Origin of the sequence: Nonomuraea sp. SBT364, from assembly GCF_001083785.1 — a bacterium.
GTDB lineage: Bacteria > Actinomycetota > Actinomycetes > Streptosporangiales > Streptosporangiaceae > Nonomuraea.
On the sequence record NZ_LAVL01000027.1, the window covers coordinates 64,788 to 78,581 of the forward strand.

Annotated in this window: 17 protein-coding genes and 1 tRNA gene; 3 read left to right on the plus strand and 15 right to left on the minus strand. The window is 66.7% G+C overall.

The window, feature by feature from the left end; genetic code table 11:
* Positions 1-9: 9 nt before the first annotated feature.
* The 11 genes from ADY59_RS15635 to ADY59_RS15680 all read right to left on the minus strand — a co-directional run bounded on the left by ADY59_RS15635 (position 10) and on the right by ADY59_RS15680 (position 10,308).
* Positions 10-555 (minus strand): tyrosine-type recombinase/integrase, encoded by a 546-nt coding sequence (locus ADY59_RS15635; RefSeq protein ID WP_197093665.1) that lies wholly within the window; start codon positions 553-555, stop codon positions 10-12.
* A 100-nt stretch (positions 556-655) separates the two neighbouring features.
* Positions 656-1,435 (minus strand): helix-turn-helix domain-containing protein, encoded by a 780-nt coding sequence (locus tag ADY59_RS54040; RefSeq protein WP_156325521.1) that lies wholly within the window; start codon positions 1,433-1,435, stop codon positions 656-658.
* A gap of 132 nt (positions 1,436-1,567) precedes the next feature.
* Complete coding sequence (locus tag ADY59_RS50010; protein ID WP_053174790.1) at positions 1,568-2,173, minus strand: integrase core domain-containing protein; 606 nt, start codon at positions 2,171-2,173, stop codon at positions 1,568-1,570.
* 149 nt (positions 2,174-2,322) lie between these two features.
* Positions 2,323-2,520: a transposase gene (locus ADY59_RS51425; protein WP_049562773.1), complete on the minus strand. Its 198-nt coding sequence runs from the start codon at positions 2,518-2,520 to the stop codon at positions 2,323-2,325.
* Positions 2,514-2,711, minus strand: a complete 198-nt coding sequence (locus ADY59_RS51430) for a hypothetical protein (RefSeq protein ID WP_049562775.1) — start codon at positions 2,709-2,711, stop codon at positions 2,514-2,516. The genes ADY59_RS51425 and ADY59_RS51430 overlap by 7 nt, the downstream gene beginning before the upstream one ends.
* Positions 2,712-2,749: 38 nt before the next feature.
* A complete protein-coding gene (locus ADY59_RS50015; RefSeq protein ID WP_156325522.1) occupies positions 2,750-3,133 on the minus strand; it encodes a hypothetical protein in 384 nt (127 codons plus the stop codon).
* A gap of 150 nt (positions 3,134-3,283) precedes the next feature.
* A complete protein-coding gene (locus ADY59_RS15660) occupies positions 3,284-6,949 on the minus strand; it encodes an RHS repeat domain-containing protein (RefSeq protein WP_049562777.1) in 3,666 nt (1,221 codons plus the stop codon).
* Entirely contained in the window at positions 6,946-8,061 is a 1,116-nt protein-coding gene (locus ADY59_RS15665) for a pentapeptide repeat-containing protein (RefSeq protein WP_197093667.1), read from the minus strand. The genes ADY59_RS15660 and ADY59_RS15665 overlap by 4 nt, the downstream gene beginning before the upstream one ends.
* A gap of 541 nt (positions 8,062-8,602) precedes the next feature.
* A tRNA-Lys gene (locus tag ADY59_RS15670) sits at positions 8,603-8,676 on the minus strand.
* Between the two features lie 50 nt (positions 8,677-8,726).
* Positions 8,727-9,650: a nucleoside hydrolase gene (locus ADY59_RS15675; protein WP_082310134.1), complete on the minus strand. Its 924-nt coding sequence runs from the start codon at positions 9,648-9,650 to the stop codon at positions 8,727-8,729.
* 265 nt (positions 9,651-9,915) lie between these two features.
* On the minus strand, positions 9,916-10,308 hold the full coding sequence (locus ADY59_RS15680) for an OsmC family protein (protein WP_049562782.1): 393 nt from the start codon (positions 10,306-10,308) through the stop codon (positions 9,916-9,918).
* A gap of 52 nt (positions 10,309-10,360) precedes the next feature.
* On the opposite strand from ADY59_RS15680, the gene ADY59_RS51435 reads away from it, so the two are divergent.
* Positions 10,361-10,846 carry a hypothetical protein gene (locus ADY59_RS51435; protein WP_197093668.1) on the plus strand — a complete coding sequence of 162 codons (486 nt, stop codon included), beginning with the start codon at positions 10,361-10,363 and terminating at the stop codon, positions 10,844-10,846.
* Positions 10,847-10,896: 50 nt separating this feature from the next.
* Positions 10,897-11,673 carry an FAD:protein FMN transferase gene (locus ADY59_RS51440; protein WP_197093669.1) on the plus strand — a complete coding sequence of 259 codons (777 nt, stop codon included), beginning with the start codon at positions 10,897-10,899 and terminating at the stop codon, positions 11,671-11,673.
* Here ADY59_RS51440 and ADY59_RS15695 read toward each other — a convergent pair.
* On the minus strand, positions 11,670-11,945 hold the full coding sequence (locus tag ADY59_RS15695) for a hypothetical protein (protein WP_049562787.1): 276 nt from the start codon (positions 11,943-11,945) through the stop codon (positions 11,670-11,672). The two genes, ADY59_RS51440 and ADY59_RS15695, sit on opposite strands and share 4 nt — an antisense overlap.
* A 67-nt stretch (positions 11,946-12,012) precedes the next feature.
* On the opposite strand from ADY59_RS15695, the gene ADY59_RS15700 reads away from it, so the two are divergent.
* Positions 12,013-12,393: a phage holin family protein gene (locus tag ADY59_RS15700; protein ID WP_049562788.1), complete on the plus strand. Its 381-nt coding sequence runs from the start codon at positions 12,013-12,015 to the stop codon at positions 12,391-12,393.
* Here ADY59_RS15700 and ADY59_RS15705 read toward each other — a convergent pair.
* From ADY59_RS15705 to ADY59_RS15715, 3 genes are all read right to left on the minus strand, one after another.
* Positions 12,374-12,691 carry a hypothetical protein gene (locus ADY59_RS15705; protein ID WP_049562790.1) on the minus strand — a complete coding sequence of 106 codons (318 nt, stop codon included), beginning with the start codon at positions 12,689-12,691 and terminating at the stop codon, positions 12,374-12,376. The two genes, ADY59_RS15700 and ADY59_RS15705, sit on opposite strands and share 20 nt — an antisense overlap.
* On the minus strand, positions 12,688-13,218 hold the full coding sequence (locus ADY59_RS15710; protein ID WP_049562792.1) for an RNA polymerase sigma factor: 531 nt from the start codon (positions 13,216-13,218) through the stop codon (positions 12,688-12,690). The genes ADY59_RS15705 and ADY59_RS15710 overlap by 4 nt, the downstream gene beginning before the upstream one ends.
* A gap of 141 nt (positions 13,219-13,359) precedes the next feature.
* The coding region (locus ADY59_RS15715) for a substrate-binding domain-containing protein (RefSeq protein ID WP_049562794.1) at positions 13,360-13,794 on the minus strand (435 nt) is incomplete at its 5' end.

Genomic DNA, 13,794 nt, shown 5'->3' on the forward strand with positions numbered 1-13,794 from the left:
GCGAAGCGCTCAGCGGGGTGGTCGGTTCGCGAGGCGCCGCCGGAGCTGGATCGTCCGTTTCCGCAGCCTATGGCCTGTTCTTCGCGCTGTGGCGAGGACCAGGCGGGCCGTCGCCTTCGCCGCCTCATGATGGAGTTCGGGCAGGACCGAGGTATAGGTGTCGGAGGTCAGGACGATACTGGCGTGCCCGAGCTCTCCCTGCACCATACGCAGGTCCACGTGCGCGGCCAACGCCGTGGAGGCGGCGCCGTGCCGCAGATCATGGAGCCGTACCGGTGGCAGTCCGCTGGCTGCCACCGAGCGCCGGAACCGGTAGGTCAGGTAGTCCGGGCGTATCGGCTGGCCGTCAGCGCGGGTGAACACCCAGCCAGCGCTGTCGAGCCCGCTCAGGTGCTGGCGCTGCTGATGGCGGCGCCGCAGGCGGATCGTCTCGGTGTCCAAGGCGATCGTGCGCTGGCTCGCCGCGCTTTTGGGTAGGACGACGCGTAGCTGGCCAGTGACGTGGATGAGTTGCTGGACGACCGTGAGCTCACGGGTCTCCAGGCTGATGTCCACCCACCGGAGCCCAGCGAGCTCGCCACGGCGCAGGCCGCGCAGTGCGTCCAGCCACACAACGAATACAAGACATCCTCGCGAACGTAGTCCAAGAATCCCGTCAAGTGTTCGGTCGTCCACACCGCCACCGCCGGACGCTGACCCGTGGCCCGCCACACCGCCACCCGCCTCCGGGTCCAGACCTGGGCATGGGGACGCCGAGCACGTGGCAGACACAGCCTGTGGGGCTCAAGAATAGGATTCGATTTCTGACCTGCGGATTCTTGATAGCGTCAGCTGGCGATCTGGTACTCGTTGTCAGATCGCGGTGCCAGCGCAGGACGGTGTCCGGCTGGACGAGGGGCCTCAGCCGACGAAAGACCTCGCGCGGCAGCGAGGTCAGGAGCGCGGCGAGAAGGGCTCGGTCCTCGGCAGCGAATCTCACTCTGGTGTCAGCGCCGAGTTCGAGCAGGTTGCGGGCTTGCTGGGTGGTCCAGGCGCCGGTGGGATGAGCGGTGACGCTCAGGATGTGCACACGTCGGGTTTCTATCTCCATGACTAACAACACGTACAAGCGCTTCAGGAAGACCGTGTCGAGGTGGAAGAAGTCACTGGCCAATAGCCCCCTCGCCTGCAGGCGGAGAAACGTCCGCCACGAGGTGTCGCAGCTTCGTGGCGCCGGACCGCGCCTGCTCGCACGCAGGATCCGCTGCACAGTCGCCGCGCTGACCCGCATACCGAGCCGAACCAGTTCACCATTGACCCGCCGATACCCCCACCTCGGGTTCTCCCGCGCCATACGGAGGATCAGATCCCGGACCTCCTTGGTTGTTCCGGGACGGCCAGCGCGGTGTGGGTATGTCCATGAGCGCTTGATCAAACGCCGATGCCAGGCCAACAAGGTGCCCGGGGTGTGCGCCTGCCGATAATTGCATCCGCCCAGGTCATGACTCTGCGAGGGCTTCGCGGGGCGTACGCGAGCTCGGTCACCTGGGAGACGGAAGCGCGTACGGCAGGATGATCCGCCGTACTCCTACGCCTGGCCTATCTGGCCGTCACGAACGCGGTCGCCGCGCTGCGGCTGCTCCCCATGAGCGATCGGGACAAGGACGTGGAGATTCTCGTCCTGCGTCACCAGATCGCCGTCCTTGAACGCCGAGTGCTCCAGGTATCGGGTGAGGGTTCGGCGCAGGTGTCGCTCATCGAGGATAAGCATTCGGTCGAGGAGTTCGCGGCGTAGGGTGCCGATCATCCGCTCGCAGTGTGCGTTGGCTTTCGGGGCTTGTGGCGGACTCTTGAGGACGCGCAGGCCCGCGTCGGTGAATACCGTGTCGAAGGCTTCGGCGAACTGGCCGGCACGGTCGCGGATCAAGAACTTGATGTTCGTCGTGTCGGTGTCCATGAGGAAGTTGCGGGCAGCCTGGGCGGTCCATTCGCCCGTGGGGTTGGCCGTTACACCAAGCAGGTGGGTACGACGGCTGCGGTGTTCCAGCAGGACCAGGGCGTAGATGCGTTTGAGGTTGATGGTGTCGACGTGGAGGAAAGCAACGGCGACGATGTGTTCGGCCTGTGCTGTCAGGAATTGCTTCCACGTTGGTCCGCTGCGGTGCGGGGCGGGGTCGATCCCGGCCTGGTTCATCGCCTCGTTGCACTTGATCTACGAGCATAGAAGCCCCTGGTAGATGCGTTGTCTACCAAGAGCAACAGCATCTCCAGGAGGCTTCGCATGCAGCCTGTACCGCTTCAAAACTCGTGCATGTGGTTTGAGCTGGCGCTTCTTCGGGTTGGTCAGGCGGCTCGGTGGTATTCGTTGATGGCTCCGCTGAGCACCTTCCGGCGCTGAATGCGGCCTTCCAGCGGCACCACGGCGTCTTTGTCTTGATCAGGGGGGCGTTGCCGGCGGGACTGGTGCGGGCGGTGCGCGTTGTGGTGCTCGACGTACTCGTTCAGGACCGATCGAAGGTGGCGTTCGTCGTAGATCAGCATGCGGTCGGTGCATTCGGCTCGGACGGTGCGATCCAGCGTTCGGCGTAGCAGTTGGCGCGGCGCGTTCGTGGCGGTGTCTTCATCACTGTGGCGCCATGGCTGGTGAAGATCTCGTCGAAGGCGGCCGTGAACTTGGCGTCCCGGTCACGGATGAGGAACCGGAACGAGGTGGCCCGGTGTTCGAGGTCCATGAAGCTGGCACATCAGGATGAAAAGGCTTTCTCTCTGACTATCCTATTGGATACGCTTCCACAACTACGAAAGCTTCAATTTTGGATTGAGCCGCCTTGAGCAGATCCTGAATATGCTGGTCCGGGTTACCGTCAAAGTCATATTTAGCTAGCGATGTTAGGCTTAATCGTACGGTTTCCCAGTTCGCTGACTCTAACTGTACCCATTCGGGCCGCTGCCCCACTACATGCCAGCCAGCACCCTCTAATGTACTACGCGCCTTGGCCAGAGATTTTTTAATATTCGGCTGCCCTATGTCGATCACAAGCACATTCGTAACATCCTCCCCGCCCTCCCCTTCTGCCGAGTAGGACGTTTCCGCCGCCACGTCGCCAATGGCGCGCAAATCGCCGAACACTTCCGGATCGACTCGATTTGTCACAGGAAAGAAGACAGTGCCACAGGCCGTGAGCACACATAGAGCACCTATGAAGATGGCAACCCAACCAGTCGACCGAGCGCTCCAACGGCTTCTTTCGATGAACCTGATCACTAGCAGCGAACTCCTATCACATATCGATGCAAGTGGCGCTTATATGGGCATGGTCATGATGCAATTCTCGCGAACACATCGCCAATATTCACTCCCTGCTCTCGTTTTGCCGAGGTATCTCGCAAGCGCATTCTTTCGAATCACTGCTTCCTTCGTGTGAGCGCACCCACCCTCCAACCATTCCACGAATCTTTCGGAGTGGAATTTCCCATTTTTGTCTTCGAAAACTCCAGAGCACCCACAATATCCGAGCGCCGCCTCCCAGTCATTAAAATCCCCTCTTCTATATTCACCGACACTCTTATACTTGTTAACCGTGATATTCTCCTTAAGATACCGCAAGTATCCCGCAGCAAATTCGATTGCCATCTCTGGCTTATAGAGCAAGATGTCGGCAATTGCACGATCCGATAGATTCTTTCCGTAATATTTTTTAAGTACGCGATCCGCCTTATAGACTTCGAGCTGAGTTATACCGAGAGAGGCACACTCCGCCCTTCTTTTTTTGAAGAACAACTCTCCCACGTTGGCTATTTTACGCTCCGACCCACTGCGCACCTCCAGGACGTCCGTCCCTTCCCAGATTAGAACGGCCGTAAGGATATACTTGCTGACCCCATGACGCCTTGCGGCGGCCTCGATAGCGTCGCTGTACCTCACGAGGTGCTTATAGTGATCAAAATAATCGTATCGAGGTCTGTGATTGCTGCCGGCAACTACAGATGGACCATGCAGAAGCTGAGATATTCCCTCATCGGTTATTGCCGGATTGATAAAGTTCATATACGAAGAAAGTGTTGTAAAATGGGCACGCTCTTTTGCAGTCATAGCCCAGAAGTCTTTTGGCGCCGTCAATCCGTTGGGCATCGTGCCGGTCCGCTTCGCCTCTTCGTCATCGGCCCAGATTCGGTTAGACAAAACCATGGTCTCGAAATACCAGTCTAAACCGGCAGACACCGGATCTATTCCATCGCCGAGTCGTTCCATCCCCCAAGAATAAGGGGAGTTAGTGGAGGTGTTGAAGCAGGTGGGATTGCAGTCGAAGCCGCTTCCGCCCCGGTTCCCGTGTGCGGACCAGGAGGTTCCGGCGCTCCAGTCGATGTCGCCGCCGCTAGTGGTGCCTCTGGTGGAGTGGCCAGTGGGGTCGATGCCGGTCAGGGGTGAGGCGTTGGCGTAGGTGTAGCGGTTGGCCTGGACGGAGGGGTTCGGTGCCAGGGTCATGGTGTCGCGGCTGGTGAAGGTGCCGGTACCCGGCTGGTACCAGCGGGCGTGCATGTTGACCTTGCCGGTGTCGGGGTCGGTGTACCCGCCCTGGTAGCCAAGGCTCGTCGCGGTGCCGGTCTGAGCAGTCACCGTGCCGAAGGGGTCGTAGGCGGTGGACGTGACCAGCGCGGTGTTGAAAGTGGCGACCAGGTCACCGTGCAGGTCGGACAGGGCCGCCCCAGCAGGGCCGGTGCCTTCCTGGAGACCGAGCAGGCCGCCGAAAGCGTCGCGGCTGTAGCGTGCCTGGATGGTGCCGCCGGAGCTGATGGCGGCGATGTCGTTGCCGAGGCCGGAGTAGGTGAAGGTCTGGTTGCTGGTGCCGCGGGTGCGTGAGGTGACGCGGTTGAGGGCGTCGTAGCTGTAGAGGTTGTCGCCGTCGGCGATGAGCCGGTCGAAGGCGTCGAAGGTGAGCTGGGTGGTGGCTCCGGCCTTGGTCTCGGTGGCGAGGGTGCCGCGCGGGGTGTAGGTGTAGGTGCTGCCGTCGCCGCTGGTGAGCCGGTTGCGCTCGTCGTAGGTGTAGGTCTTGTCGCCGGCCTTGGTGCGGTTGCCGGAGGCGTCCCACTCATACGCGGTGGTCGCACCGCCGGGGGCGGTCCAGGAGGTGAGGCGTCCGGCGTGGTCGTAGGCGTAGGTGTTGGTGCCGGCTCCGGCGGTGCCGGTGGTGGTTTTGGTGGTGAGGTTGTCGTCGTCGTCCCACCCGTAGGTGATCTGGGCGAGCTGGGTGCCGGATCCGTTCTTCAGCGTGTGATTGATCGGCCGGTTCATCGGGTCGTAGTCGAAGGACTGGGTGCTGGCTGGGCCGGTGGTGGCGATGATGGTCTTGATGTTGCTGGCTTTGTCGTAGCCGTAGGTGAGGGTGCGGCCGGTGACCGGGTCGGTCGCGGTCTTCAACCGGCTAGCGTTGTCCCAGGTGAACGCAGCGGTGCCGGAGGCGTCGATGCGCTGCGTGGGGTTGCCGAGGGCGTCGTAGCCGTAGGCGGTCTGCTGGCTGCCGCCCTTGGAGACGGTGAGCGGCAGGCCGCGGTCGTTGTAGGCGACAGTCAGGTCACCCGCCGTGGTGGTGCGGCCGACGAGGTCGTAGCCGAAAGTCTTCTCCGCGGTGGTGGCGCCGCCGCCCGCGCCCGACTCGTGGGTGAGCCGGTTCAGGTGGTCGAAGGTGCGGTCGATGCGGACCCCGCCGGGCTGGATGGTGGCCGTCTGGTTTCCGGCGGCATCGTAGAGGTGGGTCCAGGTGCGATCGGCCAGGTTCGGGTGGGCGGTGGTGGCCGGCTCGGTCACGGTCTCGGCCAGGCCGAGGCTGTTGTAGCTGGTCCAGGTGGTGTTGCCGCGGCCGTCGGTGAGCCGGGTACGGGCGCCGGCGGCGTCGTAGCCGAAGCTCGTGGTGATCGTCTGCCCGCTGCTGACGGGCTCGATCAGCGAGGTCATCCGGTTGAGGGCATCGAAGGTCTGCTGGGTGACATGCCCCTCGGGTGAGGTCATGCTGGTCGGGTTGCCGGCCGCGTCATAGCCATACCCGAGGATGCGCAGCACGGTGCCGCCGGCGTTCAGATCCTTGGCAGCGGTCTTGCGACCGGCCAGGTCGTACTCGGCGACAGTTGCGTTGCCCAGCGGGTCGGTCGTCTTGACCACCCGGCCCGCCAGGTCGTAGGCCATCGTGGTTGTGTTGGTCATCGGGTCGGTGGAGGAGGTGACCTCTCCGGCCGCGTTCACCGCGAACGTGGTGGTCTTCCCGCCGGGCGCGACCTGCTTGGTCAAGCGGCCGGCGTCGTCGTACTCCATCTTGGTGACGTAGGCGGCTGTGGACGGCTGGCGTTCGATCTGGGTAGCGGTGATCTGCCGGGCCAGGTCGTAGGTCGCCTCGGTGCGCGCGCCGGTCGGGTCGATCGTGGCCAGCGTCTCGCCGGCCAGGTCGTACTCGGCCACCGTCGTGCCTGCGGTCTGGCCCTGAGGGGCGGGGTCAGTGGCCCGGACCTGGCGGCTGAGCTGGTCGTAGTCGAACGTGGCGGTGTTACCGCGCGGGTCGGTGGCAGAGACCAGCAGCCCGGCGGCGTCGTAGACGCGTTCGACAACGGGGGTGACGGCAGTTCCACCCGGCGGCGTGTAGGCGGGCGCAGTCGCGCTGGTCAGCCGCCCGGCCTTGTCGAAGCCGGAGATGGTCGTGCGGCTTTCGGCGTCGCGCTGGTGCGTCTTGTTTCCGGCGGCGTCGTAGCCGATCAGTGTGGTAGGGCGGGCCTGGCTGGCGGTGCCGTTCTTGTCGATCTGCACCTCGGGTGCGAGGGTCTCCACCAGCCGGTCCAGGGCGTCGTAGCGCATCGTGGTGGTCAAGTCGGCGGCGGTGGCACCGTCGCTGTGGCCGCGCGGGTCAGTGATGGCGGTGACCAGACCGCGCTCGTCGTAGCCGATGTTGGAGACGATGTCCTGGTCGCCGTTCTGTGTGCTCAATCCAGTAATGAACGGGTGCTCATTTCGGGGTCCTGTGCCGATGCCAGACGCAGCGTCTGCCATCCGTCCGTACCCGCCACCACCTGCCAGGCGCTTGGCCACTCCCGCCGCACATCGTCGGCCACCGGCAATACCCGCGCGCCGCCCAGCTCCGCGGCCTCCAACCCCATCGCCTCGCCGAACCGGGTGCCGCTGGTAAAGGTCGTCCCGACAAACCAAACGGTGCCGGTGAAGGCTGTGCTGCGGAAGCTGGCACTGCCAGTGAACGTTGCTTCGCCGAACCCAGTGTGGTCGGTGAAAGTCGCTCCGTCGAACCGGGCGTCGCCGGCAAAGGTTGCCCCGATGAACGAGGCTGTGCGGGTGAAGGCCGCCTCGTCGAACCAAGCGTCGCCGGTAAAGGTGGTGCCGCCGAAGTCGGCATTGCCCATGCGGCAGGTGCCGAGGTCGAAGTCAACGAGGACGGCGCCGGCAAGGTCGAGCCGGATGTCCGGCCAGTGACGCGCGTCGGAGTTAATGCGGCGCGCCAGCCACCGGCCGCGCGCGGCCGGGCTGGCGACGTAGCGGAGGTGGGCGGCGAGGATGCGCTGAGCCGTCAGGCGGACCTGCAGTTCCTCCTGGGGATCGCGCCCGCCGCTGGTGTCCGAGCGGGCTAAGCCCCGGGAGGTCCGCTGCGCTGCGCGGATCTTCTTACTGCGGTCCTCGCACGGCGGCGTGTAGGGCATGCGCAGGTAGGAGCAGATCACATTCACGATGGTCTGCCGCAGCGCCGGTGTGTCCTGGGCCAGGCGCTCCAGCGCATACAAACCTGCCAGGCGGACCGGGGCCTGGTCGTTGCCCAGTTGTTCGGCGGCCTTGGTGTACAGCTCGGTCACCCGGCGCTCGGCCGCATCGTGCGTGGTGTGCGCGGTGGCCAACTCTTGGTGACGCTGCCGACGCACGGCGAGCATCAGCGTCACCGCGGCGCCGACGCCGGCCGCAGCCGCCAGCGCGGTCCTTGCCACCTCGATCCGAGTGGAGACCCGCTCGGGGACCGGCAACGTGTTCAGGTCCTGCAGCAGCCACTCAGTGGTGCTCCAGGCGGCCACGCCGATCAGCAGCGCGGCGGGCAGCACCCACCACCACATCGAGCGCGGCGATCGCAACTCGGGCGGACGGAGGGGAGGCTTCTGAGAGCGAGAAAGACGACCCATGACTCATTCCACCCCGCCATACCGCTGTTACCGAGGCGAATGCCCACACGTCCTGTTCAGAGCGCTTGCGGCTTGCGGATAGTCCGAAAGGCTGATCTCCACTGATAGGAGTTGATCGGTCGTGGACACGAACCTCGACATGGAGCTGAAGGCTTTCCGCGCGCAGATAGGCGAGGCGTTGGCAGAGGGCGGAACACAGCCGCTGGTCCGATTAAGGCCATGGACAAGCGTGAGCGTAATCAGCAGGGTGGACGCCGACCACTCCCGCCCTCGCGCCACGGCGTCAGCACCTAAGCCAACGGTCACCATCACCCTCGAACCGGCAACCGGAACACCAGCCATGTGCCCGAACCGTACCGACGAGCAACCAGCGAGCAACCACGGGCGCGACCCGACCTCGCCCGAGGCTCTCCGAGAACCAAGAAACCCCAGATCGGCGTACCGAACTGGGGTTTCTGTGCGGTGCGCCGCCAGGGACTCGAACCCCGGACCCGCTGATTAAGAGTCAGCTGCTCTAACCAACTGAGCTAGCGGCGCCTGCAACCGGTGTAACTCTACCAGCCGCCGCGCGCTGCCCGCACATCAGATCATCCGAGCCGGTCCGCCAACTCCCGGTAGGTCCCCAGCACCAGCTCCCAGAACCGGGTCACGTCCAGCCCGGTCGCCACCAGCGCGTTCGGCTCGCGGTCGCGCAGCCGGAAGTCGACCACCGTCATCCCCCGGGTGAACTCGCCCACGGTCTCCACGTTCACCACGGCCGGGGTCATCGTCGTCAGCGACGGGTCCATCACGTACGCCACCGCGCACGCGTCATGGATGGCCGGGCCGCCCTCGGCCGTCACCAGGCCGTAGAACTGGGCGGCCGGGACCAGCAGTTCCGCCAGCCGGCCGAGCGGCTTCATGCGATCCAGCACGCCGCTGGTCACCGTCGCGGTGAGTGTCACGTCCAGGCCGAGCATCTTGACCGTCCAGCCGGCGCCGAAGACGATCTGGGCCGCCTCCGGGTCGGCGAGGATGTTGAACTCGGCCGCCGGGTTGTGGTTGCCCCGGGTGAACGAGCCACCCATGATCACCATGTCCCGCGCCCACTCCACCACTCGGGGCTCACGCAGCACCGCCAGCGCGACGTTGGTCAGCGGCCCGATGGCGACCAGGGTGATCTCGCCGGGCGCGGCCCGCAGGGTCTCGATGATGCGGTCGGCCGCGTGCCCGTCCGCCACGGTGAGCCTCGGCGCGGGCAGCACGACGCCGCCGAGCCCGCTCTCACCGTGCACGGTGGCTGCCCGTACGGTGCGCCGCAGCAGGGCGCCGGAGCTGCCCGCGGTGACCGGCACGTCGCCCAGGCCGAGGAACTCGCGCAGCGCGAGCGCGTTGGCGGTGGTCAGGGAGAGGTCGACGTTGCCGCCGACGGTGGTGATGGCGACGATCTCCAGGCCGGGGGCGCCTGCCGCGAGGGCCAGGGCCATGGCGTCGTCGATACCGGGATCACAGTCAATCAGGACTTTGGTCACGAAACCGTACGATACGCAAGAATCGGGGCCGGGCAGCTCCCCCAAGCTGCCCGGCCCCGATCCGAAGGCGGTCCAGGCCGGCGCCTTCCCCCAAAGGCGCCGGCGGTCCCGCACTGGCAGACCGCGGTCCCCCTCCGCGTCCGCTCCGGTGTAGGTCTGTCAGGCCGGTCGCACTGCTGTCGCACTGCTTCCGACCTGCTTCGACACTACCGAGCCGTATGCAACGGACGCGTCATAACGCAGTTTAATATCCCCCTAATCAGGGCTACGGGATGTCCAAACGGACCTCGGTGCCCTCCGAGAGCGAGGTGCTGACCGTGCAGTACTTCTCGTGCACCCGCGCCGCGACCGCCCTGAAGACCTCGTCCGCCTCCTCCGAGGGCAGCTCGACGTCGTAGGTGATCGTGACCGGGCCCAGCCGGTTGGGCTCGACCTTGTCCGCGGCGACGGTCATCGCCAGCCGCACCAGCTGGTGCCCACGCTTGGCGGTGAGCGGCTCGACGGTCACGATGTTGCACCCGCCGACCGCCGCGAGCAGCAGCTCCACCGGGGTGAACACACCCTCGTCGGCGCCGCCGCCCATGCGCACCTCGGCGCCGCGGGCGTTCGTCGCCCTGAACCCACCATCATCAGTCCGCTCAACACGCACGTTAGCCATGTTTTAGACCTTACTCAGATGGTTCTCATGTTCGGCACCCACAGTCGAGGACATGGCTCCTTTGCTGCTCTGCTCCGGCGTCGCGGCCGTCCTGCTCGGCACGACGCGGCCACTGGCCCTGCTGGTGTACGGCGTCGCGGCGCTGATGGCCCTGCGCGGCCACGGCCGGTCCGCGCGCACCCGGGGAACCGTGCTGATCGCCACCGGCCTGGAGCCCGGCGCGCTGCGCACCCTGCTGGCGAACCGGGACGACGGCACCGTGGCCGTCTACCGCACCGACCAGGTCACCGAAGAGCTGCGCGACCTCCAGGACAGGTACGGCCTGGTGCTCGTCGTCGGCCAGGAGCACGACCCCCGGGCCAAGGAACGGGTGAGCGCCTCCGGCCTGAGCCGGCAGGTGCCCGACATCGCCGAGCGCGAGGTGGTGCTGGCCGGTCCGAGGCACTTCCAGCGGTACGTGCGCGGCGCCCTGGCCCGGCTGGCCGTACCGGGGACGCAGGTCAGGACGGCCACCGTCAAGAACCGGCAAAAGGCTTAACACGACATTACGCGCCACATGGGACTGTGGCTGGGGACAAGGAGGCAAAGGTGACGACTTTCCCCGGAAGCGCTCGGGTCGAGACGGTCATGGGCACGCAGGTCAGCGTCGACATCCGCACCGCCCTGCCGCAACGTGAGCTCACCCCCCTGCTGGACGACGCCTTCGCCTGGCTGCGCTGGACGGAGGAGACGTTCGGCACCACCAGCCCGGACAGTCTGCTCGCCCGGCTCAACCGCGGCCAGACGATCAGGCAGTTGCCCGAGTTCGTCGAGGTGCTGCACCGCTGCGACGAGCTGAACGAGGCGACCGGCGGCTGGTTCGAGGCCCGCAGGGACGGCGTCGTCGACCCGGCCGGCTACCTCAAGGGCTGGGCGCTGGAGCGGCTCTCCCGCGCGCTGGCCAACGCCGGCGCCGTCGACCACCGCATCAACGCCGGCGGCGACATCCGGGTGCGCGGCTCGGCCGCGCCGGGAAAGCGCTGGCGGGTGGGCGTCCGCGACCCGCACACGGGGCTGGTGCGCCGGGTGCTGTTCGCCAACGACCTCGGCATCGCCACCTCGGGCGGCGCCGGCATCGTCAACCCGCGCACCGGGGAGCCGGAGACCACACTGAGCTCGGTCACGGTGCTCGGCCCCGACCTGGGCGTGGCCGACGGTTACGCCACCGCCATGTACGCGATGGGGCCGGTCCTGGCCAGGCGGTTCGCGCTCGACCAGGCGGCGGAGGGAGCGTACGAGACCTTGATCGTCAGCCGGGACGGACAGGAGTTCGGCACGCCGGGCCTGGCCGGCTACGGCGGGACGGAGACCCGGCTGGCCGGCTAGGCGTCAGGATGCTCGCGCAGATACGACAGGTAGACGGGTCGCAGGGCCTCGCCCAGCTCGCCCTCACCCGCGGCGATGGCGTCGCTGAGCAGCGCCGACACGCGACTCAGATCGGCGGTCGTCTCCTCCTCGTTGCCGGACGCCGCCTCGGCCGCGGGGATCACCTTCAGCAGGTTCCACAGGAATCCGAGATCCCCGTGGCGTACGGCATAACGCACCGCGCGGTCGTGCAGCTCGCTCGCCGGCAACGACTCCAAACCAGTGGCTTCCATCTCACTCCCTCCCCATGGGACGCACTTCCCTCGTCGGCCGGTCGATAACGTGGGAGGATCAATCAGCGTGAGATTCATCATCAGAACCCTGGCGGCGGCGGTCGCCCTCTGGGTGGCCGTCCAGTTCCTGGACGGCATCCAGATCACCGCGCCCGAAAACTCGCCCACCTACTGGGGCACGCTGCTGATCGTGGCGTTGATCTTCGGTTTGATCAACGCCATCGTCAAGCCCATCGTCAAGGCTCTGGGGTGCGCGCTCATCGTGCTCACACTGGGCCTGTTCCTGCTGGTCATCAACGGCGCGATGCTGATGCTGACGAGCTGGATCTCCGGTCAGCTCGACATCCCGTTCCACGTGGACGACTTCTGGCCGTCCGCGCTCGTGGGCGCGTTCATCATCAGCGTCGTGAGCTGGATCCTCGGCCTGATCATCCCCGGCGACGACTGACCTGCGGCAGGCCCACGCGGACGGCTCGCGCACCGCGCGGGCCGTCGTAGGACAACTCGCACCGGCCGTCGGCGCACGAGCGCCGCAGCCGGCCCCTCGAGATCGTCTCCGCCAGCCCGATCGCCCAGCAGGCCGGGCAGCCGCGCAACGCGAGCAGCCCGGCCGGCGCCAGCAGCAGGCTGAGCGGCCCGAGCACCGGCAGCAACGCCACCGCCCCGGCCAGCGCGCCGAACCCGGCCACCCCGCGCAGCAGGTGCCGCGGAACCGACGCGCTCGCGAAACTCCTGGTGTCAGTCATCCCAGCTCCAGTGTGTGGTGGACGGCAGCCCGCGCCCGGTGCAGCCGCGACTTCATGGCGGGGACGCTGAGGCCGAGCGCGTCGGCGACCATCCGCCCGCTGATTCCCTGGATGTCACGCATGATCAGCACGCGCCGCTGGTCGGCGGGCAGCGCGGCGATCGCCGCCGCCACCCGGCCGGTCTCCAGGCGGTCCAGCACCTCCTCCTCCGCCGACCTGGCGGCGGGCTCCGGGGCCGGTTCGGCACGCCACGTCAGCTGACGGGTGCGCCGCAGGCACTCGTTGCGGACGATGCGGAACAGCCACGACGCCAGCGCGCCGGAGGCTCGCAGGGTCCCGATCTTCCGGTAAAGAATGATCAACGCCTCCTGCGCGGCGTCCTCGGCGTCCTCGGGCGTCGCGCACAGCGAGCGGGCGAAGCGCCGCACGTGCGGATGCGAGCCCGACACCAGCGCAGCGATCGACTCGGCGTCGCCCTCCTGCGCGCCGGCGATCAGCCGCGCGCCGGGCCAGCTCGCCTCAGCCACGCGACCCGCCCCTCCGGCGCAGGATGAGCACACACGCGCAGACGAGCACGAGTCCGGCGATGACAGCGGCGGCAATGATCATGACGACCTCCTTCGTGGATGTTCTTTCCACCATGAGAGGCGCGGAGGCGGTCAAAGGATTCAGGGGGCGGCGACGGAACCGCGTTCGCGGAGGGTGGGCTGCTGGACGACGCGCCGGCGCCGGGACCCGCCGTCGGCCGCGGCCGACATGAGACGGACGGCGGCGCTGACGATCCCGTCGATGTTCCAGTCGACGGTCGTCAGCCCCGGCGTGAGCAGCCCGGACATCGGATGGTCGTCGTAGCCCATGACCGACACGTCGCCGGGGATGGACAGGCCCAGCTCCCCCGCCGCCGCGTAGACCCCGTACGCGATCGAGTCGGCGAAGCAGAAGACGGCGCTCGGCCGGGCGCCGGTGAGCAGGGCGCGGGCGGCGGCGGTGGCGGCGGCCAGGTCGTGCGGGGCGGTGGCGACCTCGATGTCGAGGCCCAGCCGGTCGGCCTCGGCGGTGACGTGCACGTCGGCGGGACGGTCGGGGGGGCTGGGCCTCGACAT

What these genes read in the sequence shown, in the direction of transcription:
- ADY59_RS50010 (WP_053174790.1), bottom strand. Translation starts at nt 2,173, where the DNA reads ATGAACCAGGCCGGGATCGACCCCGCCCCGCACCGCAGCGGACCAACG.
- ADY59_RS51425 (WP_049562773.1), bottom strand. Translation starts at nt 2,520, where the DNA reads ATGCTGATCTACGACGAACGCCACCTTCGATCGGTCCTGAACGAGTAC.
- ADY59_RS51430 (WP_049562775.1), bottom strand. Translation starts at nt 2,711, where the DNA reads ATGGACCTCGAACACCGGGCCACCTCGTTCCGGTTCCTCATCCGTGAC.
- ADY59_RS15680 (WP_049562782.1), bottom strand. Translation starts at nt 10,308, where the DNA reads ATGGCTAACGTGCGTGTTGAGCGGACTGATGATGGTGGGTTCAGGGCG.
- ADY59_RS51435 (WP_197093668.1), top strand. Translation starts at nt 10,361, where the DNA reads ATGGCTCCTTTGCTGCTCTGCTCCGGCGTCGCGGCCGTCCTGCTCGGC.
- ADY59_RS15695 (WP_049562787.1), bottom strand. Translation starts at nt 11,945, where the DNA reads ATGGAAGCCACTGGTTTGGAGTCGTTGCCGGCGAGCGAGCTGCACGAC.
- ADY59_RS15705 (WP_049562790.1), bottom strand. Translation starts at nt 12,691, where the DNA reads ATGACTGACACCAGGAGTTTCGCGAGCGCGTCGGTTCCGCGGCACCTG.